Origin of the sequence: Brachybacterium nesterenkovii (genome assembly GCF_900163655.1) — a bacterium.
GTDB classification, from domain to species: Bacteria; Actinomycetota; Actinomycetes; order Actinomycetales; family Dermabacteraceae; genus Brachybacterium; species Brachybacterium nesterenkovii.
This window is the reverse complement of the sequence record NZ_FWFG01000093.1, coordinates 37,065-59,402: the sequence shown is the minus strand read 5'-3', so window position 1 is coordinate 59,402 and position 22,338 is coordinate 37,065. Positions and strand designations below refer to the sequence as shown.

Genomic DNA, 22,338 nt, shown 5'->3' with positions numbered 1-22,338 from the left:
GGACCGACGCGCCCACACCGCCATCGACCGCTACACCCTCATCTGTGAAGAGCCGTCAAACGTCACCGACGAGGACGCGATAGCGTGCCGTAGCACCGTCGGGCACTCGCCGCGTTCCTCGGCGATATGCAGCACCGGCATGCGGCGAAACTACCTCATCCGACGCAACGTCGAGCGGATCTCGCCCGCTACGCCCGCATGGGCCACCGGTGGATCCGCGGGTTCTCCCACGGCTGCCGGGTTCGGGGCGGCGTGCAGCGTCAGGTGTCCCTGGATGTCGGAGCTCATGCGCGCACCCGACTGTGACGACCCTCGTTCAGGTACTCGTGGATCTGCCGGACCACACTGGCGCCCTCACCCACAGCCGAGGTCATTCGCTTCACAGACCCGTGCCGCACATCGCCGATAGCGAAGACCCCGGGGATGGTGGTTTCCAAAGAGAAGCGGGGGCTTCCTTCCGTCCCCGCGCCGGCCAACTCCGCCTCCGCGCCGGTGAGGATGTACCCGTCAGGATCGCGTGCCACATCGACCTTCAATCCCGTCGTCGCCGGAGCGGCGCCGATGAAGACGAACACGTGCCCCGCGCGGAGCTTCTTCAGCACGTCACCGTGACGGACTGTGACCGCTTCCAAACGGTTGCCGCCGTGTGCTTCCACGACCTCCGAGGACAGCAGCACGTTGATACGGGGGTGATGTTGGATCTGGTCCACCAGGTATCTGGACATTCCCGCTCCCAGGTCCGCGGCGCGCACCACAAGGTGCACACGGGGGGACGTGCGGGCAAGAAACAGCGCGGCCTGGCCGGCGGAGTTGCCGCCGCCGACAACAGCGACAGGTGTGTCTACGCACATCCGCGCTTCCTGCGCTGTTGCCGCGTAGAACACGTCCGAGGTCTCGAACCGGTCCAGCCCCGCGGCGGGAAGCGAGCGGTATCGCACTCCGGTGGCAAGGACCACCACATCGGAGGTGACCTCCCTGCCATCTTCGAAGATCACCCGGAAGCGGTCCTCATCCTCCACGACCTCCTGGAGCGTGGTCGGGATGTCCAACGTGGCACCGAACTTGCGCACTTGCAGGAGGCTGCGCTCGGCGAGCTCAGTGCCGGAGATTCCGGCGGGAAACCCCAGATAGTTCTCGATCTTCGATGATGTTCCCGCCTGCCCGCCGGTGGCGACCGCGTCGCACAGGTGGACCGACAACCCGTCAGAGGCTGCGTACACCGCCGCGGCAAGACCAGCCGGCCCAGCGCCGACGACCACCACATCGCAGGTGGCCGGTGGGGCGGGCGGGCGCATCCCCAACTCTTCGGCGAGCCGTGCCGGGGTGGCACCCAGAACGGTGCGTGAGCCGCCGAGGATCACCAGCGGGAAGTCGGCGACGGTGGCGCCGAGCTGGCGGACCAGCCGCTCCGCTTTCTCGTCCTTATCCAGGTCCACCAGCCGGTGGGGCAGCCGGTTTCGTACGATGAAGTCCAGCAGATCCCGGGTCTGCGGGGAGAAGCAGGAGCCGACGATCCGCAGGCCCGCTCCCGCCCCGATGGCCAGGGAGCGGCGGATGAGGAAGGCCCGCAGGATGATCTCACCCGACAGCGGGTCAGAGGTGACGATGGCCTCCAGCTCGTCGACGGGCACCTCCATCACCTCGGCGGCGCCGATGGCGGAGACGAGTACGAAAGACGGCTGTCCTTCCAGCAGCCCGACATCCCCCACGAACCGGCCGCGGCCGTGCACCCCGACCGCCAACGGCTCATCGCGGTGACGCGGATCCGCCGCAGGTTCGGTGTCCACCGTCAGCAGGTGCCCTTCCAGGACGACATAGAGGGAGGACGGGTGCTCGCCGGGCCGGATGAGAACCTCCCCGTCGGTGAGTGTGCGGCGCTGCCCTCGTACGAGCAACACCGCGATCTGCTCGTCGCTGAGCCGCGGGAAGGCGCCGATGGTGTCAGGCGTCTCGGCCTGAGCGACCTGGCGGCGGTTGGCGGCGGGCGTGTCACTCATAGGTACGCTTCGTCCACGTAGCACCAGCTCCAGTTCTCCCCCAGCTCCAGCGACCGCACGATGGGGTGCCCCGCCGTGAGCGCATACGTGCGAGCGTGCCGCATCGGGGAGGAGTCGCAGCAGCCGACCTTCCCGCAGGTGCGACACACCCGCAGGTGCAGCCACCGCGCACCCGCGGCCACACAGTCCACACACTCCCCCGGCGTGCGGGGACGGACCGGGGGGATGAGCGGGACGTGTGGGTCGACGTACCTCATGGGGCACCGCCTGCCGAATCTGCCTTCTTCTGCAGCGCCTCGTCCACCCAGCGCCGCAGCCCGTCCGGCGGGGCGGCTCAGGACTGGCGGGAGAGCACGTTCCCTTGGTTGAGGATGAGCAGGGTCGGCACCGTTTGGACGGAGAACTTGCGGGCCGTCTCCGGTGCGGCGTCCACGTCCACTTTCACCAGCTTGAGCTTGCCGGCACGTTCCGTGGCGACCTTCTCGAGGGCGGGGCTGACCATCCGGCACGGTCCGCACCAGGTCGCCCACAAGTCCACGAGCACCACTTGCGGGGCCTGCTCGACCACCTCGGCGAAGTCCGCATCGCCCGCATCGACGATCCACGGCACGGCGCTCTTGCAGAAGCCGCAGCGCGGGTACCCCGATGCGGCGGCGCGGACACGGTTCTCTTCTTCGCGCAGTTGGGGCAGGTCACAATCGCGCTCACCCCGCGTCCTCCTCTTCGGCGGGCGCTGCGATGTTGAAGACGAGGTCGCCGTCCTGCACGTCCAGCGTGACCGTCGACCCGTCCATCACTTGCCCGCTCAGCAGCGCACGACCCAGCCGGGTCTCGATCTCATGGCTGATGTAGCGTCGCAGCGGACGCGCACCGTACACGGGGTCGTAGCCGCGTTCGGCGATGAGCTGGCGTGCCGCGGGCGTCAGCTCGATGCGGATCTGACGCTCGGCCAGCCGGGAGCGCAGGTCGTTGAACTGCAGCTCCACAATGTCCTGGATCTGTTCACGACCCAGCGGCGAGAACACCACGATGTCGTCCACCCGGTTGAGGAACTCGGGACGGAAGTGGGCGCGCAACTCACCGAGCACACTGTTTCGCACGTCGTCGGGGATCGAGCCGCCATCGAGGCCCAACAAGTGATGGGCACCGATGTTGGAGGTCATGATGAGGATGGTGTTGCGGAAGTCGACGGTGCGTCCCTGGCTGTCGGTGATGCGGCCGTCGTCGAGGACCTGCAGCAGCGTGTTAAACACGTCCGGGTGCGCTTTCTCGATCTCGTCGAAAAGGACCACGCTGTACGGGCGGCGGCGCACCGCCTCGGTCAGCTGCCCTCCCTCCTCGTACCCGACATACCCGGGAGGTGCACCGACGAGCCGGCTGACGGTGTGACGTTCCTGGTATTCGCTCATGTCCAGCCGGACCATCGCCGACTCGCTGTCGAACAGTGCTTGCGCGAGCGCTTTGGCCAGTTCGGTCTTTCCCACTCCGGTGGGGCCGAGGAAGATGAACGAGCCGATGGGTCGGCGCGGGTCGCGGATGCCGGAGCGGGCACGGATAATCGCGTCGCTGACGAGCGTGATGGCCTCATCCTGACCGACCACCCGCTCCTTGAGGGTGGCTTCCAGGCTGAGGATCTTGTCGCGTTCACCTTCCTTCAGCCGGGCCACGGGGATCCCCGTCCATGCTGCGACGATCTCGGCGATCTCGTCCTCGGTGACCACCTCCCGCAGCAGCCGCTGCCCGCCTTGTTTGGAGGTGAGACGCTCCTCCTCGGCGCGCAGGCGTCGTTCCACGTCAGCGATAGCCCCGTACCTCAGTTCAGCGGCACGATTGAGGTCGTAGGAGCGCTCCGCTTCCTCCGCCTCCCGCCGCAGCCGCTCCAGCTCACCGCGCAGCTCCTGGACCTTGCGGATCGCTTGACGCTCCGCTTCCCACTGGGCGCGCTTGGAGTCCGCCTCCGCCTTCAGGTCGGCCAGTTCCCGGCGCAGCTCCTCCAGCCGTTTTTTGCTGGCAGGGTCCGTTTCCTTCGACAGCGCCGCTTCCTCGATCTCCAGGCGGGTCACCCGCCGGGTCAGCTCGTCGAGCTCAGCGGGCATTGAGTCGATCTCGGTTCGCAGACGCGCGCAGGCTTCGTCGATGAGGTCGATGGCCTTGTCGGGCAGGAACCGGTCGGTGATGTATCGGTGGGACAGCACGGCGGCAGCGACCAGTGCGCTGTCCTGGATGCGGACACCGTGGAAAACCTCCAGCCGTTCGCGCAGGCCGCGGAGGATGGAAATCGCGTCCTCCACGTCTGGTTCCTCGACCATCACCGTCTGGAACCGGCGTTCCAGGGCAGCGTCCTTCTCGATGTGCTTGCGGTACTCATCGAGGGTGGTGGCACCGATGAGGTGCAGCTCCCCGCGGGCGAGCATCGGCTTGAGCATGTTGCCGGCGTCCATCGCCCCTTCGGTGGCTCCCGCCCCCACCAGGGTGTGCAGCTCGTCGATGAACAGCAGGATGCGTCCCTCCGCTGCCTTCACTTCCGCCAGGACTGCCTTCATTCGCTCCTCGAACTCGCCCCGGTACTTCGCGCCGGCGACCAGGGCAGACAGATCCAGCGAGAACACGGTCTTGTCGCGAAGGCCCTCGGGCACGTCCTCACTCAAGATCCGCTGGGCAAGGCCCTCCACGATGGCGGTCTTTCCGACACCGGGCTCGCCGATGAGGACGGGGTTGTTCTTGGTCTTGCGGGAGAGGATCTGGATGACCCGGCGGATCTCCGCATCACGCCCGATGACCGGGTCAAGCTTGCCCAACCGGGCGTCAGCGACCAGGTCACGGCCGTACTTCGCCAACGCCTCGTACGTCTGCTCGGGGGTGGCGGAGTTGACGTGCTGGTTGCCGCGGATCTTGGTGAGTGCGCTGAGGAAGCTCTCCCGGGTGACACCGTGCCCGCGCAGCACGCGGGACGCGGGACGGTTGGAGGAGTCGTCGACGAGGGCCAGAACGAGATGCTCCACGGAGATGTAGGAGTCTTTCAACCGCTTTGCCTCCCGCTCCGCCCGTTCCAGGGTGGAGGTGAGGCTGCGGCTCACGTACACCTGACCGGTCTGCGGGGAGGACCCGGAGACGCTGGGCTTGCGGGCGATCTCCGCTTCGACGTCGGCGCGTACCGCTTCCACGTCAGCACCTGCTGTCTGCAGCAGTCGGGGAACCAGCCCCTCCTCCTGCTGCAGCAGTGCGAGCAGGAGATGCTCCTCGTCCGTTTCGATCTGACCGGCCTGGACCGCGATGCTCTGGGCCGAGGTGAGCGCTTCCTGCGACTTCTGAGTGAGTGAGTTCATGTCCATGGGGTGTCTCCTTCAAGTCGGATGGTCCGGTGCTGCTCGAGCTGCTCGATGCGGGCGAGCAGGTCGAGCACGAGTGCAATGCCGGCGTAGTTCACGGCAAGATCGGAGTGCAGACGCACGATGGTGTGCACGCGGGCGGGGACGGTACGGGCGAACCACAGCCGGCCGCTGGTGTCGACGTGGGCGGTGACCAGCCCCAGCTCGACGAACTTCCGCAGCGTATCCGGGTGGATACCTGCGGCCACCGCGGTCGCCGTCAGGTCGGCCCGGGCGACACGGACGGGCAGGTGATGTGAGGTCATGATCCTCTCCTGGCATCAAACGACGATTCGTCGCGGAGCTGTTCGAACAGCTTCCTCTCCTTCTTGCTGAGAGTGCGGGGAACGACGACCTTCACCCGCGCATACAGGTCTCCCGGCTGTCCCCTGCGCGGCATCCCCTGCCCGCGCAGGCGGAGCCGCCTGTCAGTGGACGAGCCGGGCGGAACGTGCACGGTGACCGGGCCTCCGGGGGTGGGCATGCTGACATCCGCGCCCAGCGCCGCCTCCCACGGTGAGATGGGAAGGTCCGTTTCGATGTCCGCGCCGCTGAGCCGGTACCGCTTGCTGTCCTTCACGCGCAGCGTGACCAGCAGGTCCCCGTCCTGTCCGTCGGCGCCCGCGATTCGCAACCGCTGCCCGTCGACAGCGCCCGCTGGGATGTCGATGGTGTACTCCTGCGCGCCGCCGTACGGGGACGCGACCTGCACCGTGCGCCGCCCGCCCCGGTAGGCCTCCTCGACCGTGATCTCCAGCTCCGCGGTGCGGTCGGCGCCGCGACCGAAACCACCGAAGCCGCCCCCGAAGAGGTCCTCCCAGTTCACGCTCTGCGCGCCGCCCCCGCTCCACGTGTATCGGGTCCCGCCGCTGCGGCGCGGCTGCTCGGAGGAGCGAGCCGCGTCCGCGGCGGCGTACTGCCGGAAGTTCTCACCGAACCGGTCGTACTGTGAGCGCGTTTCCGGGTCCGACAGCACATCGTGGGCTTCACTGATCCGTTTGAAGGTCTCCTCCGCCCCCGGGGTCTTGTTGACGTCCGGGTGGAACTTGCGGGCCTTCTCCCGGTAGGCGCGGCGGATCTCCTTCTGATCCGCCGACCGGGAGACCCCTAGCACGCTGTAGAGATCCTCCGCCATCTCCTACTCCTCCTCCGGCTTGCGGGTGACCACGACCGCAGCCGGTCTCAGCATCCGCTCAGGCGTTCCGAACCCGGAGCGAGTGACGGCGAGGATGCTGCGCGGCGGGACGCTGGCATCCTCGACGACCGAGACCGCCTCGTGCAGCTGCGGGTCGAACTCAGCACCGTCGGTGACAATCTCGGGGTACCCGAGTGCGCGCAACGCATCAGCGGCCTGCGCCCGGACGGACTGCATGCCACCCAGAACGCCCTCGTCAAGGTCCATCCCGAAGCTGAGCGCCCGGTCCAGCCCGTCGACGACGGGCAAGAAGGCTTTGGCGGTGTGCCGCCGCTCCTGCTCGCGGACGGTCTGGATCTCGCGCGCCGTCCGTTTGCGGAGGTTGTCGTAGTCCGCCGCCGCCCGGCGCCACCGGTCCTCGGCCGTCTCCAACTGGGAGGCGACCGCTGCTTGCGCGGCGCGGAGCTCCTCCGGGGACACGTCGGTGAGGTCGTCGTTCAGCAGGTCCACGGCCCGCGTGTCCTCGTTCTGCTCCTCGACCATCGCGATCCTCCCTCCGTGCTACTTGTCGAATTCGGCGTCGACGACGTCGTCTTCGTCGTCCTGAGCGGGCTGCTCAGCGTGGCTGGCGTTCGCGCGGGCCGCAGCAAGGGACTGCGCAACCTGCAGTAGCTCGCCGGTGCGCTCTTTCGCTTCCTGCTCGCCGACGTTGTTCTGCACTGCCTCGCGGGCCTGCGTGATGAGCAGCTCCGCGCGGGCACGCTCGTGTTCCGGTGCAGCGTCGCCGAGCTCACGCAGTACCCGCTCGACCTGGTAGGCGGCGGAGTCCAGCTCGTTGCGGGCGTCCACGGCCTGGCGCAGCGCCTGGTCGTCAGCCCGGTGCTGCTCGGCTTCCTTGATCATCCGGTCGATCTCGCCCTGGTCCAGATTCGAGGTGTCACTGATGGTGATGCCCTGCTCGGTGCCGGTGTCCTTGTCCTTCGCCGTCACGTTCAGGATGCCGTTCGCGTCGATGTCGAAGGTGACCTCGACCTGCGCTTCACCGCGAGGAGCGGGGCGGATGCCGGTGAGCTCGAACCGGCCCAGCACCCGGTTGTCCGCAGCGATCTCCCGCTCGCCCTGCAGGACGACGATCTCCACCGACGGCTGGTTGTCTTCGGCCGTGGAGAACACCTCGCTGCGTCGGGCGGGGATGGTGGTGTTGCGCTCGATGATCTTCGTCATCACGCCACCGCGGGTCTCCACACCCAGCGACAGCGGGGTGACATCCAGCAGCAGCACGTCGTCGACGTCGCCCTTGAGGACGCCCGCCTGGATGGCGGCGCCCACAGCGACCACCTCATCGGGGTTCACCGTCATGTTCGGCTCCTTGCCGCCGGTGAGCCGCTTGACGAGCGCTTGGACAGCGGGGATGCGGGTGGAACCGCCCACGAGGATGACCTCGTCGATGTCGTCCTCACTCACCTTCGCGTCGGCCATCGCCTGACGCACCGGACCGAGGCACCGCTCAACGAGGTCAGCGGTGAGGTCTTCGAACTTGGACCGCTTCACGGTCATGGTCAGGTGCTTGGGCCCACTGGCGTCGGCGGTGATGAAGGGCAGGCTGACCTGGGTCTGGGACACCGAGCTGAGCTCGATCTTCGCCTTCTCGGCCGCCTCGAACAGTCGCTGCAGCGCCTGCGGGTCGTTGCGCAGGTCGATGCCGTTCTCGTTCTTGAACTCGTCGGCAAAGTAGTCCACCAGCCGGCGGTCGAAGTCGTCGCCGCCCAGGTGGGTGTCACCGGCGGTGGATCGCACTTCGACGACCCCGTCGCCCACGTCGAGGAGGCTGACATCGAACGTGCCGCCACCGAGGTCGAACACCAGGATGGTCTCGTGGTTCTTCTTGTCCATTCCGTACGCCAGTGCGGCGGCGGTGGGCTCGTTGATGATGCGCAGCACCTCGAGCCCGGCGATGCGTCCGGCGTCCTTGGTCGCGGTGCGTTGGGCGTCGTTGAAGTAGGCGGGAACGGTGATGACGGCCTCGGTCACCTTCTCACCGAGGAACTTGCTGGCGTCGTCGACGAGCTTGCGCAGCACCTGGGCGCTGATCTCCTCCGGCGCGTACTGCTTGCCGCGGATGTTGAACCGTGCTTCGCCGTTGGGGCCTTCCACGACGTCGAAGCCGACGGCGTTGGCTTCCTCCTTGATCTCGTCGAAGGACCGGCCGATGAACCGCTTGGCAGACGAGATGGTGCCCTTCGGGTTGAGGATGCTCTGCCGGCGGGCAAGCTGCCCCACCAGCCGTTCACCGTCCTCGGTGAAAGCGACCACCGACGGGGTAGTGCGGGCTCCCTCCGCGTTCGGGATGACCTTCCCCTCGCCGCCCTCCCAGACGGCGATAACGGAGTTCGTGGTCCCCAGATCGATTCCTACTGCCTTGGCCATGATGGTCGTTCCTTTCCTGTCACGTGAGGCACGTTACGTAAGACACGTTACAGAGGTCGTCGGATCTTGTCATCTTGTCATGCGATAAACGTTACAGGGGTCGTCAAAGAGCGCGCCAGGATCGGCGCAGGCGCAGGGCTGAGTGCCCAAAGTCAGGAAGCAGGCTGCTTCTCGGGGATCTTTCCGGACGGCGGGCTGCTCGATGGGCATCACCACCCGCAGGGTGCCCAGGTCGCAGCTGGCGGTGACGCTGTCGCTGTCGATGCCCGGCGCCGGGCCCAGCAACCGCATGAATTGCCCCTGGGGGCCGTTCGGCGGTGAACCACTTAGCGCCGGCGGTCGCGGACTGGGCCGCTCACCGCGCGGACGGTGATCGGCTGGCCGCCCACCCAGCTCGATGGACTCCGAGTCGATGCCTAGCAGGTTCGCCTCAGGAACGTACTCGTCGCCCTCTCGGGACGGATCGACCGACATCGAGCGCGTTTCCATCTGCTGAGCGATGCGCAGGTCCGCACGTGAGATCACCATCTCACCACTTCCACATTTACGCTGAGTCGCTACAACTCCACTGCCGATGTTTATTCGACGGTCGGAGGGGTAGACCCCACCGAGCTGCGTGTCCGAATTGCCGTGCGGCGCATCGGCTCGCTCGGCCCGGCCGGGCACCGGTCGAGTCCACGAGACGAGAATCGCTCTGGTACCAGGATGGACCCCACGTAGGCATTTCGCAAGGCATTTGCCTGACGAACGGAGCCTGACCCGCTTTTCCGGACACCGACTTTGAGGCGATGATCGTCTCGGAAGGAGTCCGTGACGTGCCTGTTGCCCACCCGCCGGAGTTCCGGCGTCGAGCCCTCGGTCTTGTTGCTCAGGGCAATCCCGATGCGCAGACCGCGCGTGACCTCGGGATCAGCGAATCCTGCCTTCGGAACTGGATGAACCGTGACGCTGTCGACTCCGGCCGCGACAAGGCCGGGTCACCACCGACGAGCACAAGGAGCTCGTCGAGTTGCGGGGCCGAAACCGGGTGAACGGGCGAGCCGGCCGCCGTCACGGCGCGTGATCGGGGATGCGGAACCGACGACCACGATGCGCCGGATCCACTCTGACTCGCGGGAAACCTACGGTGCTCCGCGGGTGCTCGCCGAGCTCCGGCTCGGGCTCGGCGTTCACGTCAGCCGCAAGCACGCCACGCGCGGCTGATACGGCTGGGCGGGCTGGCCGGAGTCTCGCACCGCCGGAAGCGGCGCGGCTGGACGCCCGACACCGCCACGCACGAGGACCCCGTGAAGCGGCAGTTCCGCGCTGACGCGCCCGACCGGCTCTGGTTCTGCGACATCACACAGCATCGCTCGAGAGACGGATGGGTCTACTGCGCCGCCGTCATCGACGCGTTCAGCCGCCGCATCGTCGGCTGGTCGATCAGCGACCGGGTCACTGCCGAGATCGTCGTCGACGCGCTTGAGATGGCCCGCCGGCGGCGGCGCCCCGAACCGGGAACCGTGGTTCACGTGGACCGAGGAGTGCAATACACCAGCTGGCTCTTCGGGCACCGGCTTCGCCAGGCCGGCCTCCTCGCTTCGATGGGCAGGATCGCCTCGCCCGTCGGCACACCTCGCTCGGCAATCTCAGCCTCGGCGACTACGAAGCCCTTCACACCACCGCCGAGATCGCGGCATGGTCAACACACAAGAACCGTCCGGGAAACCGGGTCAGGCTCCACGCGCCTCACAGGGGCTGCAACGAGTTACAAGAATCTGCGGGAGAGCCGCCTGATCACGGCATCGGCCGCTCCAGAGGGGGCCTGTCGACGAAGATCCACCAGCTCGTCGACGGCAACGGACTCCCTTTGGTCGCGCTGATCACGCCCGGGCAGGCCGGGGACTCGCCGATGTTCCTGCCGCTGATGGCGCACCTGCGCGTCGGCCGCGACACCGGCAGACCGCGCACCCGACCCGAGGCGGTCCGCGCCGACAAGGCGTACTCGTCCCGCGCGATCCGCGGCCATCTGCGCTCCCGTGGAATCAAGGCCGCGATCCCCGAACCCGACGACCAGAAGGGTCATCGCAAGCGTCGCGGGTCACGACGCGGCCGCCCGGGCGGACTCGACGCCGCCGACAAGCCCGACTGGGCCGATTGATCCCCATCGAATACGAGACCATCACGAACCCGACCGTCAGCCTGGCGGCATAACCCCAGCTGACACTTGATCGCGCATCAGCCCAGATCATGTCGCAGCACCCTGAGCCGCGAGCCGATCTTGACTGCGGGCAAGGTGCCCTGCTTGATGCGCCTGCGCAGCGTTGTGTCCGAGCCATAGCCGAGACGGGTGGCTTCCCGCAGGGTGAGGTAGGGGGTCTGGTCATTGGGGGTGACGGTAGTCGTCGCCATAAGAGGTCTCCGAAGAGTCACCCAAACGCTCCATGGGTGATGCTGGGACCAATCGGCGTCCCAGCCCGGCGACTCTCGCCTCAGGCCTCGTTATGGCGGTTCCGCTCCGTCGCGCGGACCAGTGACGAGATGCACTCGCCGGTCGGCCGATGCTGCGCCGACCCTCGCAGGCTCCGATGGCGAAGGAGAACACCGGCATGTGTTCCAGCTTTGCGGGCTCGCCATCAAATCGAATCGAGCCTACCTTGCTAGTCAAGCGCGGTCAGACGCGGTCAGTGGTCGTCACCCCAACCATCTGGCGCAGATGCCCACTGAGTACGTCCTGATTCGCATATTGCGGCCGCGAGCGCGATCATCGCCCTGGTGATCATCGTCCGCGCGATGCGCCTCGAACCGGGCGAGCATGTGCTCTCGAGCGCCCTCGTGGTGCTGCTGGGCCAGGTCCCCCTCGTGCTCCTCATGCTCGGGCAGGTGCCGGTCCGCCTGCCCTCGGGGATCTGCGGGGCGATCACGGTGGCCTCGCTCGTGCGCCTGGCCTGGGTCCGCGGCGCCGACCTGCGCCACGAGCTCGCGCGGCGCCTGCACCTGTCGTCGAGCGGGCGCTGCGCCCTGCGCTGGCCGTTCGCTGCGGACGGATGCCTCCGCGGCAGGGCTCGGCGACTCGCTCCGACGCGGCGACTCGCTCCGACGCGGTGGCTCGGCCAGCCGCGGTGACTCAGTCCGGCGCCCCGCCCCGCAAGGCGTCGAGCGGCTCGCGCAAACGCTCGGGCAGGTCCCCGCGCCACACCGCGCGCAGGGAGCGCCTCAGGTCCGCGCCGTCGACGTCGAGGGCGACCATGCGCCCGGCCCCGACGGCGTCGGCCACCGTGAGCTCGCTCAGCAGCGCGCAGCCGGCGCCGCTCGCGACGGCCGTGCGCACGGCGGCGTTGGAGTGCAGCACCAGGAGCGGCTCGGCCAGCTGCCGCGGGGCGAGGGCTCGGGCGAGCACGTCGCGGGTACCGGATCCCTCCTCGCGGACGATGAGCCGGGTCGCGGCGACCTCGTCGGCCTCCACGCTCCCGCGTCCGCTCCATGGATGCCCCGGGGCGACGACGGCCACCAGGTGATCGTGCCCGACCTCGGTGCCCGAGAGGTCCTCGGGGACCTCCGCCCCCTCGATGAAGCCGAGCTCGGCGCGGTCGCGTCGCACGGCGGCGAGCACGTCGGCGGTGTTGTGCACCTCGACGGCGACGGTCGCGTCCGGGAGGGCGGCGGCGAGCGAGGCGAGGAAGCCGGGCACCACTTGCTCGGCGGTGGTCTGGGAGGCGACGACGCGGATGCGGCCGCGGCCTGCGGCGGTGCGGACCTGCTCGATGAGGAGGTCCGCGTCGTCCAGCACGCGCCGGGCGTGCTCGACGGCGACCCGGCCCGGCGCCGTCGGGCGGCTCCCGGTGGCGCCGCGCTCGATCAGGCGCACGCCGAGCCGGCGCTCGAGGGCGTTCAGGCGGCGGGAGACGTTGGGCTGGGCCATGCCGAGCGCGGCTCCGGCGCCGGAGAGGCTGCCGGTGTCCGCGATCGCGACGAGCAGCTCGAGGGAGGGGATGTCGACGCGCGAGGGCATATCGCTGACGATATACCCCCATGCCGGATCGGGGGCTACCGCACCAGGCCGCCGCGGGCGGATCCTGGAGCACGTGCCCACTCCGAACACCACCGACCCCGCACCTGCGCCCCCAGAGACACCGTCCGCTGCGGCACCGCCCGGCGCGACGCGACGCGGCCGCATCGCCCGCCTGCTGCCGGGCCTCGCCCTGAGCCTGCTGGCCGCCGTCGTCGCGATCATGTTCTCGCGCGCCGTCCCGCAGGCCTCCCCCGCCCTCGTCGCGATCCTGCTGGGGGCCGCCCTCACGAATCTGGCTCCTCTGCCCCCGGCCCTGCGTCCGGGGCTGGCTCTGGCCTCCCGCACAGTGCTGCGTCTGGGCATCGTCCTGCTGGGCCTGCAGCTGGCCGTCGGTGACATCCTGGCCCTGGGCCCGAGGGCGATCGTGCTGGTCGTCGCCGTGGTCTCCCTCGGCGTCGCCGCCGGGGCCCTGGCCGGTCGCATGATGCGTCTGGGCTCGGCACAGTCGCTGCTCGTCGCGTGCGGCATGTCGATCTGCGGGGCCGCCGCGGTCGCCGCCGTCCGCGACTCCCTCGCACCGACGCCGCGCCCCGGAGAGGACGCGCAGGCCGCCCGGGAGCGTCTGGATGCCGAGACCGGTACCGCGGTCGCGCTCGTCGTCGCGCTCGGGACGCTCATGATCCCGCTCCTGCCGCTCGCGGCCGCCGCCCTCTCCCTGCCCGAAGGCGTCGCCGGGATCTGGACCGGAGCGTCCGTACCGGAGGTCGCCCAGGTCGTCGCCGTCGGCTCCGTGCTGGGACCGCAGGCGCTGAAGATCGCCGTCGTGGTGAAGCTGGGGCGCGTGGTGCTGCTGGCTCCGCTGATCGCCCTGGTCACGGCCCGCACGCGCCGCGAGGCCCGGGAGGCCGGGAGTACGACGGCCGCTCCCCCGCTCGTCCCGCTGTTCGTGCTGGGATTCCTCGCGGCGGTCGCCGTGCGATCGTTCGGGTTCATCCCGGAGGCCGCCGTCGCGGTGAGCTCCCAGGTGGCCTCGCTGCTGCTGGCCGCGGCGATGTTCGCGCTCGGCACGGGACTGCGCCGCGACGTGCTCCGCACCGCCGCCGGACGCCCCTTGCTGCTGGCGCTCGCCGTCCTGGGTCTCGTGACGGCCCTCAGTCTCGTCGGGGCGTTCGCGATCGCCTGAGAACAGTCATGCCCGACGCCGAGCGCCCTGCCCCGCAGATCACGGGACAGGGCGCTCGGCCGCTGCGGAGGGGCTCCGGTGCGTCTGCTCAGGCGCTGATCGACAGCTCCACGAAGTGGGCGAGGAAGCGCGTGAGCTCGGGCTCGGAGAGGTCGTCGACGACGATCACACCGGCGCCGAGCGCCTTCGAGGAGCGGACGGCGGCCTTGATCTCGGCGACGCTGTGGCGGCCGACGGCGACCACCTGCATGCCGGAGACCGGCTTGCGGGAGAGGTCGACGGCGCCGTTCTCGTGGCGCTGGACGGCGGCGTCGGCGAGGCGGGAGACGCCGGCGATGACGGCGTCGCGCAGGGCGGGGCTCTGCACGGAGAGCTCGATCGCGACCACCGGGTGGCGGTCGGCGGCGAGGCGGTCGGCGAAGTACTGGTCGAGGTTGTGGGTGTCCATGGGGTTCTCCTTCGATGGGTGCTCGGGTTCCGTGGAAGCTGGAAGCGCGACAGCGTCATCGATGGCCGCATCGTCGGGAGCACCTGCGTTCCCGACAGGACGACAGTAGGACGTTGGTCCCGCTGCGTCGCGGATGTGCACACGTCCTTCACGATGGTGTGCGACACAGAGGCGCTGACCTGCGGGGATACAGAAATGTGACGCGTCGCTGAGTGACGGGCGCTACCCAAACGCCGAGGCGGCACCCCAGCGTCCGCTGCACCACAGAATCTGTTGCGATTTTCGCAAGAGAGTCTAGGCTGGTGCCATGAACGCCATGAACGCTGGCCCGGCTGAGCGCGTTCGAGACCTCCTGGACCGTCACCAGATGCGCAACCACGATCTCGCTGCACGCCTGGGCATCTCCGACGACAAGCTGTCGAAGTCCCTGCGCGGGAACCGCGAGTTCGCCACGGGCGAGCTCGCGGACATCGCGGATGTCTTCGACGTGGATATCTACTGGCTGATCTCCGGCGAGGCGCACCGCCGTTCGCCGCTGCTCTCGCACCGCCACACCTATGACCATGAGACGGGTGCGCATGTCGCACCGACGGGGCCGATGGCGACCGAGATCGACAGCCTCGCCCGCGCGTACACGCAGGCGGAGCTCGACACGTCCGAGTCCGACGGTCTGTTCGACGCATTCGTGCAGCGCGTCGGCGCCTCCGGCGTCGACCGGACCGCCGCGAACCCATGGACGGGCATGCGAGCAGTCGCCGACGTCGTGCGCGCGGAGTGGCTCCGATACTGCGATGGCCGGGACCCGGTGCTCACCATGGGTGACTTCCTGGCGGAGCGCATCGGCATCGATCTCGTGGTCCTCGACGGCGGAGCCGGTTCCGGAGCCGTCGAGGCTCACAGCCTGAAGGCCGGCGGATGCCGCTCGATCGCGATCGGTCAGACCGCCGCCTGGTACTCGGCAGTGTTCGGGATCCTCCACGAGCTCGGGCATCACCTGTTCGACGACCTCGCTCCGAAGGGCGACGAGGGCCTCACTGACCGCCCTGTGTCCGCCGAGGCGCTCGTCAACGGGTTCGCGGCCAACGTCGTGCTGCCGAAGCCGGTCCTGGAGTCCGTCCCCGTCGAGTCCTCGCTCGAGCATCTGGCGGAGACGCTGTGGGACACCTGCGCCGGCGTGAGCTCGTTCCGGCACCGCTGCTCCACGATCGGTCTCGACCGTGCTGTCCCGTGGAACCAGGCGGATGTCACGAAGTCATGGGAGGAGACCCATCCCGATGGACAGCGTTCCCGAGCCGAGCTGTGGCGGGCGCCGAGCTTCCCGGAGCGGCTGATCACCCGGCACGAACAGCTCGTCGAGTCGGCAGAGGTCCCCCCGGACTCGCTCGCCTGGATGCTCCAAGTGCCTGTCGAGGATGTCGAGCCGATGCCGTCGGTGCACCACGACTCCGCCGATGGTTGTGAGGTGCTGGAGCTTCTGGGCATCGACGCATGATCCTGCTGCCGGACACGTCGCTGGCGTGGAACTTCCACGCGGTGGGCCGCATGGATCTGGTCGAGAGCCTGATCCGTGCGATGCCGGACCCCGAACCGAGCTGGGCGCGGGAGGTGGCGCGGGAGTGCGACCGTCACATCACCGAGGCGATGCCGACGCTGACCGCTCTGTTCGGCTCCCCCGTCTTCCCGACTCGCACGGAGCAGATGGAGGCCCACATGGTCCGGGACGACCTGTTCCGCCATGACGGCGACCATGCGGGTCGGCATCTCGGCGAGTCGGAGACGATCGCCATCTGGGCGAGGCGGGCCCCTGCCATCGGCGCGGTCCTGATCCTCACCGAGGACCGCGACTTCGTCCGCTTCTGCTGGAACTCTCAGCGCATCGGCACGCGAGCCTCCTGGCATGCAGGAGGCCGCACATTCAGCGCGGTGACCTCGGCTGACGTCCTGGCGGCGAACGTCCAGCTCGGAAAGCTCGACCCGACGGAAGCCGACCAGATCCATGCCGACATACTCGACGCAGGTCGACCATTCATCGGACCGGCGAAGGCGAGCCGGCCGATCACCGGCGCCTGAGCCGGCGTCGGTCATGCTCCTGCGAGGCCGACCGGCCGCTCCTGCTGTCGGACCCTGGTGCGCGGTGCGGCACGAGGTATGGGACGGCACCGCCGCGGACGGATGGACGGCCGTCCATCGCCTGCCAGGAGCGGCAGCGGGCGGTGCGGATCACCGGTTGTAGGGATCGTCCGCGCGAGGCTCCCACCTGAAGCCGCGTTCGAAGAGGATCCGTCCCTCCTGATCCGATGCGACCGTCAGGTCCTCCCCGGAGGCGACCAGGTGCAGGGTGCCGTCCTCATTCTCGGTCACCGCGAGCTCGAGCACTTGCGGTTCGCTTTCCCGCACGGCGGATGGTCCGTCCGCCCGTGGCATCCGAAAGTCGGAGGCGATCCGAACGTCGGAGGCGACGGGCTGGCGCGCGGGTCAGCCCTGCACGCGCTCCACCCACGCCGGCGCCGCCCGCAGCACGCGCTCGAGGGCCTCCTCGGTCAGCAGGGAGTCGCGGGTCGGCTCGGCCGCCGGGTCCGCCGACCTGCTCGCTGCCTCCGCCGATCTGCCCCCGGCGCGCGATCGCGGGTGGGCCAGCAGCGTGAGGCCCGTGAGGTCGCGCGCACCGTAGCCCAGGCGCGTCCAGGTCTCGGCGAGCGCGTCGAGCTCGCGCTCGATGCGGACCGGGTCGACGAGCAGCTCCAGGGCGATGCCCGTCTCGCGGGCCTCGGCGAGCGCCTCCCACAACTCACGGCCTGCCGGGCTGTCGAGGCCCTTCGCCCCGGCGAGCGGGATCGCCAGGCGCCGCCATCCGGCGCTGCGGGCGGCGGTGAGCAGATCGGCACGGGCGGGCAGCGCGAGCGTCGCCTGCCCGGGCGTGATGCCCGAGGCCTCGCCCAGGGCGCCGAGCAGGTTCTGCCAGCGCGCTCCGAGCTCGGGCGCGGCGATCGGCTCGTGGCGCCCGTAGCCGGAGGCGGTGGAGACGCGCCCGCCCGCGACGAGGGCGGCGGCATCCTCCCGGACCAGCACGTGCGGCGCGGCGCCGGGGACGCGCTGGGCCAGTGCCGCGAGCTGGGAGGCGATCCCCTCGGCCGCCAGGTGCGGCAGGTCGCGCAGGGCGCCGCGGTCGGCGAGGCTGCGCTCCCCCGAGGGCAGGAACGTCGCCGCGCCGAGCGTCACCGGGCCCAGCGCCGTCGTCTGCAGCGGGCCCTCGTATCCGAGCAGGGCGATCTGCGCGTCCTCGATCGTGCGCTCGCGCAGCTCGCGGGCGCGGTGCCAGGCTCGTCCGGTCCCGGCGCCCAGGCGCCAGCCGAAGCTCGCGAGGTCGCCGGAGGTGCTGGCGAGCAGGGACAGCGAGGCGGGCAGCAGGTGGTCGGCGGCCTCGGTGCCCAGCGCCGCCGGCAGCTGCAGGCGCGTGGCGATCTGCTCCTCGACGTCATCGCCCAGCAGGGCCCGCAGACGGGTGAGCGCGTGCAGGCGCGCCTGCTCGGCCTCGACGGGGCGGCCGTCCGGGCCCGGGCCGAGCGCGAAGGTGCCGTCGCCGCCGATCGTCACGAGCGCCTCGCGGACCGGGGCCGTCTCCCCCGTCGCCTGCCCGGTCATGCCCGGCGCTCCAGCGTCGCCGACGCCAGCACCCGGTCGCCGTCGTACAGCACGAGGGTCTGGCCCGGCGCGACACCGCGGACCGGCGCGTCCAGGCGCACGCGCAGAAGCTCGCTCTCGGCCCTCCCCGCTGGCCCATCGCCCGGAACGGATTCGACCACGCCCGGGAGGGCCTCGCCGTGGGCGCGGATCTGCGCGAGCACGCGGCGCCCCGGCGAGATCGGCTCGAAGGCCACGAGGTCGCGCGCGGTCAGCTCGGCCCGGGAGAGCAGCTCGGAGGGGCCCACGACCACCTGGCGGGTGTCAGGCCGCACGTCGAGCACGTAGCGGGGCGCGCCGTCGGGGGCGGGGCGCTGCAGTCCCAGTCCCTTGCGCTGGCCGATGGTGAAGCCGTGCGTCCCGGCGTGCTCGCCCAGCACGGTGCCGTCGGCGTCGACGATCTCGCCCGGGGCCGCACCGAGGTTCCGCTCGAGGAAGCCGCGGGTGTCGCCGTCGGCGACGAAGCAGATGTCGTAGCTGTCGGGCTTGGTCGAGACCCCCAGGCCCCGGGCGCGGGCCTCATCCCGCACCGCCTGCTTGTCCTCGTCCTCGCCCAGGGGGAAGACGGCGCGGGCCGTCGCCTCCGGCCCCATCACCGCGAGCACGTAGGACTGGTCCTTGGGCAGGTTGCGGGCGCGGTGCAGCGACGGCGATCCGTCCGGGCCCGCGTTGCCGATGCGCGCGTAGTGGCCAGTGCACACGGCGTCGAAGCCAAGCAGGCGGGCGCGCTCCAGGAGCGAGGCGAACTTGATGCGCTCGTTGCAGCGCACGCACGGGTTGGGGGTGCGGCCGGCCGCGTACTCGGACAGGAAGTCCGCGATCACGAGGTCGTGGAAGTCCTCGGAGAGGTCCCACACGTAGTACGGGATGCCGATGCGCTCGGCGGCGCGGCGCGCATCGGAGGCGTCCTCGACCGTGCAGCAGCCCCGCGAGCCCGAGCGGGTCTGGGCGCGGCTGCGCGAGAGCGCCATGTGCACGCCGACGACGTCGTGCCCGGCCTCGGCGGCGCGGGCGGCGGCGACCGCGGAGTCCACGCCCCCGCTCATCGCGGCGAGCACCTTCATCGCGTCTCCCCTCCGGCCGGGCGCTCGCCCGGGCATCGGGGAAGAAGTCTACGAGCGCGCGCCCGATCGTCCCCATCCAGGTCGTGCGCGCGAGTGCCCGGACGAGGCCGCTCTCACAGCAGTCCGCGCTCGAAGGCCACGCGGACGGCGGCGGCGCGGTCCCCCACGCCGAGCTTGTCGAACACGTGCCCCAGATGCGATGTGAGGGTGGTCTCGGAGATGAACAGGCGCGCGGCGGCCTCCGCGTTGGTGCCGCCGCTGGCGATCTCGCGCAGCACATCGATCTCCCGGCCCGTCAGCGCGGGACTCTCGGTCCCGGCGATCACGCCGAGGGCCCGCGGAGCGAGGACGGGCTCGCCGCGCGCGATGCGGTGCACGCGTCCTGCAGCACGCTGCGGGGCGCGTCCTTGAGCAGGAAGCCGTCGGCGCCCGCCCGCAGGGCGGAGCGGATGTCGCGGTCGGTGTCGTAGGTGGTCAGGACCAGGAAACGCGGACGCCCTGCCGATCCCGGCGGCAGAGCCCGGAGGGTCTCGAGGCCGTCGCCGCCGGGCATGCGCAAGTCCAGCAGCACCGCGTCGGGACGTCTCGCGGCGATCACCGCGAGCGCGAGCGCCGCGAGGATCATCAGCGGCACGGTCCAGGCGGGGAGGAGCGCGGGGGCCGCCGAGCGCGCGATGAGCCCGCCGACGAGGCTCAGGACGATCGTCGCGAGGGCCAGGGGAAGGCCGGGCGGCCGCACGCCCGCGCCGCCGCACGGGGGCGAGCCCGGGAGGAGGGATGCGCGGTCATACCGCCCATCCTGCTCCCTCCCGCGCGCTCCCGGTGGCGCTCTCCGGGAGAGGGCCGCGGCCACCCGCGGCCATCGGCCCGGACGCTCATTCCCAGCGGAAGAGGGCGACGGCCAGCAGCGCGGCCCCGACCACCCAGCCCAGGCACACGAGCACCGGGCCCGGTGCGACGGTCCCGCCGACCGCGGCCTCGTTCATGAGGCGAGCGGCCGCTCCCCCGGGCGTCGCGTCCGTGATCGCGCGCAGCCAGTCGGGGAAGGCGGCGCGCGGGAACCACATGCCCGCGGCCAGCCACATGAGGACGCTGACCGCGTTGCCGACGCCGACGGCGGCCTGGGGGCCGGTGACGACGGCGGCCAGCAGGCACCCCAGGGCGAGGAAGGCCACCAGCGCCAGCCCGGCGGCGAGCACGACCAGTCCGGGCGATGCGACCCCGCCCCCGCCCAGCAGCTGCGGCACGATGCAGATCACGAGCGCGGCGATCACGCAGACTGCCGCGATCACCATGAACAGCGCGTCCAGGAGCGGGGACGCCCCACCAGCGCGAGGGCGACGGAGAGGCGCTGCTGCTGGCCGCCGGAGGTCTTCTCGACGGGGCACTGGGCGCACTCGTCGAGGTCGAAGGCGGCGAGCAGCTCGGCCGTCGGGACCGGCTCCTCGTAGAAGGAGCCGAAGAGGTCGACGGCCTCGGCGACCCGCAGGCGCGCCGGCAGACGGCACTGCTGCAGCTGCATCCCGACGCGCGAGCGCCAGGCGGGCGGGGCAGTCCGCGGGTCGGTACCCTCGATCTCGACCGTGCCGCCGTCGCGGGGGCGCAGGCCGCCGAGGATCTCGACGAGGGTGGTCTTGCCCGATCCGTTGGGGCCGAGGATCCCGAGGATCGTGCCCTGGGCGACGTCGAAGTCGACGCCGTGCAGGATCTCGCGCCCGCCGTAGCTCCTGCGCACATCCCGTGCGCGGATGATCTCCATGCCTCGAGCCTCCCGCGGGACGCAGGGCGGCACATGGCCCGAGCGGTCGGCGCCGTCTCCTCCGATCGGAGGAGGCCCTCAGCGCAGCCGGCCCCCGGAGGCGAGCGCCCCGACCGCGCGGGCTCGCTCGAGGGCCTCGGGCAAGGCCGCGAGCGCCACGTCGATGTCCTGCTCGGTCGAGGTCCAGCCGAGCGAGAAGCGGACGGAGCCGCGGGCCTCGTCCTCGGGCATGCCCATGGCCTCCAGCACGTGGCTGATGCTCGTCACCCCCGCGCTGCAGGCCGATCCCGCGGAGACCTCGGCCCCGCGCTCGTCCAGCAGGAACAGCAGCGACTGCCCGTCGGCGCCGGGGAAGGCGACGTGGACGATGTGCCCGCCCTGGGGCGCGTCATCCGCCAGGGTGAAGCGGGCGCTCGGGTCGATCGCGGCGATGCCCGCGCGCAGGCGCGCCGCCAGGGACCGCAGGCGCGCCGATTCCGTCTCGGCCTCGGCGAGGGTCCGGTGCAGGGCCGCGGCCAGCGCCGCAGCGTGCGGGGCGTCGAGCGTCCCGGAGCGGACCCCGCGCTGCTGGCCCCCGCCGGTGGTGCCGGGGGCGAGCGACACGTCGGGGTCGGCCACGAGGGCGCCGACGCCGACGGGAGCGCCGATCTTGTGGCCGGTGATGGTCATGAGGTCGACCTCGCCGCGCGCGGGCAGCGGAGTGTGCCCGACGGCCTGGACGGCGTCGGTGTGCACGAGGGTCCCGTGCGCGCGGGCACGGGCGGAGAACGCGGAGACGTCCTGCACGGCCCCGGTCTCGTTGTTCAGCAGCGCCGCGGTCGCCAGGCCCACGGCGCCGTCGGCCAGGAGCTCGGCGAGCGCATCGGGCAGCAGGCGCCCGGCGCGGTCCACGGGGGCGATGCGGGCCTCGAAGCCGTCGGCCTGCAGGGCCCGTGCCGTCGCGAGCGTGGCCGGGTGATCGGTCGCGCAGGCGAGCACCGCGCGCCGGGAGGGGTCGGCCGTCCGCGCCGCGAGCGCCGCACCCCGCACCGCGAGGTTGTCGGCCTCGGTGCCACCGGAGGTGAGGATCAGCCACGAGCGCGGGACGCCGAGGTCGGAGGCGATGGACTCGATCGCGTCATCGAGCACGGCGCGGGCGCGGCGCCCCGCCGCGTGCACCGACGTGGGGTTGCCGAGCACCGAGGCGGCCTCGAGGTACGCCTCGCGGGCCTCGGGCCGCAAGGCGGTGGTGGCGGCGTGGTCGAGATAGGCGCGCGGGGTCGAAGCTGTCATGCCCCCATCATGC

Annotated in this window: 25 protein-coding genes and 3 pseudogenes; 8 read left to right on the top strand and 20 right to left on the bottom strand. The window is 70.6% G+C overall.

Going from position 1 to position 22,338, the window contains the following annotated elements; all coding sequences use genetic code 11:
* Positions 1–284: 284 nt before the first annotated feature.
* From FM110_RS10835 to FM110_RS10795, 9 genes and pseudogenes are all read right to left on the bottom strand, one after another.
* Positions 285–1,997: an FAD-dependent oxidoreductase gene (locus FM110_RS10835; protein WP_087104771.1), complete on the bottom strand. Its 1,713-nt coding sequence runs from the start codon at positions 1,995–1,997 to the stop codon at positions 285–287.
* On the bottom strand, positions 1,994–2,254 hold the full coding sequence (locus FM110_RS10830; protein ID WP_087104770.1) for a UBP-type zinc finger domain-containing protein: 261 nt from the start codon (positions 2,252–2,254) through the stop codon (positions 1,994–1,996). The genes FM110_RS10835 and FM110_RS10830 overlap by 4 nt, the downstream gene beginning before the upstream one ends.
* Positions 2,251–2,705, bottom strand: a pseudogene (gene trxA / locus FM110_RS10825) (thioredoxin). The gene FM110_RS10830 and the pseudogene trxA overlap by 4 nt, the downstream one beginning before the upstream one ends.
* The gene (clpB, locus tag FM110_RS10820) at positions 2,702–5,329 is read right to left on the bottom strand and encodes an ATP-dependent chaperone ClpB (RefSeq protein WP_087104769.1); all 2,628 of its coding nucleotides are present in this window, start codon (positions 5,327–5,329) and stop codon (positions 2,702–2,704) included. The pseudogene trxA and the gene clpB overlap by 4 nt, the downstream one beginning before the upstream one ends.
* Positions 5,320–5,631 (bottom strand): chaperone modulator CbpM, encoded by a 312-nt coding sequence (locus FM110_RS10815; RefSeq protein WP_087104768.1) that lies wholly within the window; start codon positions 5,629–5,631, stop codon positions 5,320–5,322. Before FM110_RS10815 ends, clpB begins: the two co-directional genes overlap by 10 nt.
* A complete protein-coding gene (locus FM110_RS10810) occupies positions 5,628–6,500 on the bottom strand; it encodes a DnaJ C-terminal domain-containing protein (protein WP_087104767.1) in 873 nt (290 codons plus the stop codon). Before FM110_RS10810 ends, FM110_RS10815 begins: the two co-directional genes overlap by 4 nt.
* A gap of 3 nt (positions 6,501–6,503) precedes the next feature.
* On the bottom strand, positions 6,504–7,043 hold the full coding sequence (locus FM110_RS10805) for a nucleotide exchange factor GrpE (RefSeq protein ID WP_087104766.1): 540 nt from the start codon (positions 7,041–7,043) through the stop codon (positions 6,504–6,506).
* A gap of 18 nt (positions 7,044–7,061) precedes the next feature.
* Complete coding sequence (gene dnaK / locus FM110_RS10800; protein WP_087104765.1) at positions 7,062–8,927, bottom strand: molecular chaperone DnaK; 1,866 nt, start codon at positions 8,925–8,927, stop codon at positions 7,062–7,064.
* Between the two features lie 69 nt (positions 8,928–8,996).
* Complete coding sequence (locus FM110_RS10795) at positions 8,997–9,455, bottom strand: Hsp20/alpha crystallin family protein (protein ID WP_087104764.1); 459 nt, start codon at positions 9,453–9,455, stop codon at positions 8,997–8,999.
* A gap of 260 nt (positions 9,456–9,715) precedes the next feature.
* Between FM110_RS10795 and FM110_RS14960 the strand changes: the two genes are divergently transcribed.
* The 4 genes and pseudogenes from FM110_RS14960 to FM110_RS10780 all read left to right on the top strand — a co-directional run.
* On the top strand, positions 9,716–9,958 hold the full coding sequence (locus FM110_RS14960; protein WP_087104763.1) for a helix-turn-helix domain-containing protein: 243 nt from the start codon (positions 9,716–9,718) through the stop codon (positions 9,956–9,958).
* Between the two features lie 58 nt (positions 9,959–10,016).
* A complete protein-coding gene (locus FM110_RS14955) occupies positions 10,017–10,130 on the top strand; it encodes an IS3 family transposase (protein WP_143276374.1) in 114 nt (37 codons plus the stop codon).
* 83 nt (positions 10,131–10,213) lie between these two features.
* Positions 10,214–10,519: pseudogene (locus tag FM110_RS14950) on the top strand (transposase); the annotation flags it as partial.
* A 126-nt stretch (positions 10,520–10,645) separates the two neighbouring features.
* Positions 10,646–11,043, top strand: a pseudogene (locus tag FM110_RS10780) (transposase); the annotation flags it as partial.
* Between the two features lie 101 nt (positions 11,044–11,144).
* Here the strand turns inward: FM110_RS10780 and FM110_RS13895 are convergent.
* On the bottom strand, positions 11,145–11,318 hold the full coding sequence (locus FM110_RS13895; protein WP_143276373.1) for a helix-turn-helix domain-containing protein: 174 nt from the start codon (positions 11,316–11,318) through the stop codon (positions 11,145–11,147).
* Positions 11,319–11,651: 333 nt separating this feature from the next.
* On the opposite strand from FM110_RS13895, the gene FM110_RS10775 reads away from it, so the two are divergent.
* Positions 11,652–12,032 carry a DUF6320 domain-containing protein gene (locus FM110_RS10775; RefSeq protein WP_268802200.1) on the top strand — a complete coding sequence of 127 codons (381 nt, stop codon included), beginning with the start codon at positions 11,652–11,654 and terminating at the stop codon, positions 12,030–12,032.
* Between the two features lies 1 nt (position 12,033).
* On the opposite strand, the gene FM110_RS10770 is transcribed toward FM110_RS10775, so the two are convergent.
* A complete protein-coding gene (locus FM110_RS10770; protein WP_159458056.1) occupies positions 12,034–12,918 on the bottom strand; it encodes a LysR family transcriptional regulator in 885 nt (294 codons plus the stop codon).
* 73 nt (positions 12,919–12,991) lie between these two features.
* On the opposite strand from FM110_RS10770, the gene FM110_RS10765 reads away from it, so the two are divergent.
* A complete protein-coding gene (locus FM110_RS10765; protein WP_234992292.1) occupies positions 12,992–14,101 on the top strand; it encodes a YeiH family protein in 1,110 nt (369 codons plus the stop codon).
* Between the two features lie 88 nt (positions 14,102–14,189).
* On the opposite strand, the gene FM110_RS10760 is transcribed toward FM110_RS10765, so the two are convergent.
* On the bottom strand, positions 14,190–14,549 hold the full coding sequence (locus FM110_RS10760; RefSeq protein WP_087104758.1) for a hypothetical protein: 360 nt from the start codon (positions 14,547–14,549) through the stop codon (positions 14,190–14,192).
* Positions 14,550–14,856: 307 nt separating this feature from the next.
* Between FM110_RS10760 and FM110_RS10755 the strand changes: the two genes are divergently transcribed.
* A complete protein-coding gene (locus FM110_RS10755; RefSeq protein WP_143276371.1) occupies positions 14,857–16,041 on the top strand; it encodes a helix-turn-helix domain-containing protein in 1,185 nt (394 codons plus the stop codon).
* Complete coding sequence (locus tag FM110_RS10750) at positions 16,038–16,619, top strand: hypothetical protein (RefSeq protein ID WP_087104756.1); 582 nt, start codon at positions 16,038–16,040, stop codon at positions 16,617–16,619. Before FM110_RS10755 ends, FM110_RS10750 begins: the two co-directional genes overlap by 4 nt.
* Before the next feature lie 150 nt (positions 16,620–16,769).
* Here the strand turns inward: FM110_RS10750 and FM110_RS14145 are convergent, their stop codons facing one another.
* The 8 genes from FM110_RS14145 to FM110_RS10715 form a co-directional block, all read right to left on the bottom strand.
* Positions 16,770–16,910 carry a hypothetical protein gene (locus tag FM110_RS14145; protein ID WP_159458055.1) on the bottom strand — a complete coding sequence of 47 codons (141 nt, stop codon included), beginning with the start codon at positions 16,908–16,910 and terminating at the stop codon, positions 16,770–16,772.
* Positions 16,911–17,024: 114 nt separating this feature from the next.
* Entirely contained in the window at positions 17,025–18,191 is a 1,167-nt protein-coding gene (locus tag FM110_RS10745) for a hypothetical protein (protein ID WP_087104755.1), read from the bottom strand.
* Positions 18,188–19,294, bottom strand: a complete 1,107-nt coding sequence (mnmA, locus tag FM110_RS10740; RefSeq protein ID WP_087104754.1) for a tRNA 2-thiouridine(34) synthase MnmA — start codon at positions 19,292–19,294, stop codon at positions 18,188–18,190. Before mnmA ends, FM110_RS10745 begins: the two co-directional genes overlap by 4 nt.
* Before the next feature lie 113 nt (positions 19,295–19,407).
* Positions 19,408–19,620, bottom strand: a complete 213-nt coding sequence (locus tag FM110_RS10735) for a response regulator transcription factor (protein ID WP_159458054.1) — start codon at positions 19,618–19,620, stop codon at positions 19,408–19,410.
* The gene (locus FM110_RS10730; RefSeq protein ID WP_087104752.1) at positions 19,617–20,033 is read right to left on the bottom strand and encodes a response regulator; all 417 of its coding nucleotides are present in this window, start codon (positions 20,031–20,033) and stop codon (positions 19,617–19,619) included. The genes FM110_RS10735 and FM110_RS10730 overlap by 4 nt, the downstream gene beginning before the upstream one ends.
* A gap of 136 nt (positions 20,034–20,169) precedes the next feature.
* Positions 20,170–20,589: an ABC transporter permease gene (locus FM110_RS10725; protein ID WP_234992290.1), complete on the bottom strand. Its 420-nt coding sequence runs from the start codon at positions 20,587–20,589 to the stop codon at positions 20,170–20,172.
* A complete protein-coding gene (locus tag FM110_RS10720) occupies positions 20,583–21,053 on the bottom strand; it encodes an ATP-binding cassette domain-containing protein (RefSeq protein WP_087104750.1) in 471 nt (156 codons plus the stop codon). Before FM110_RS10720 ends, FM110_RS10725 begins: the two co-directional genes overlap by 7 nt.
* A 78-nt stretch (positions 21,054–21,131) precedes the next feature.
* Entirely contained in the window at positions 21,132–22,325 is a 1,194-nt protein-coding gene (locus FM110_RS10715) for a cysteine desulfurase family protein (RefSeq protein ID WP_087104749.1), read from the bottom strand.
* Between the last annotated feature and the right edge of the window lie 13 nt (positions 22,326–22,338).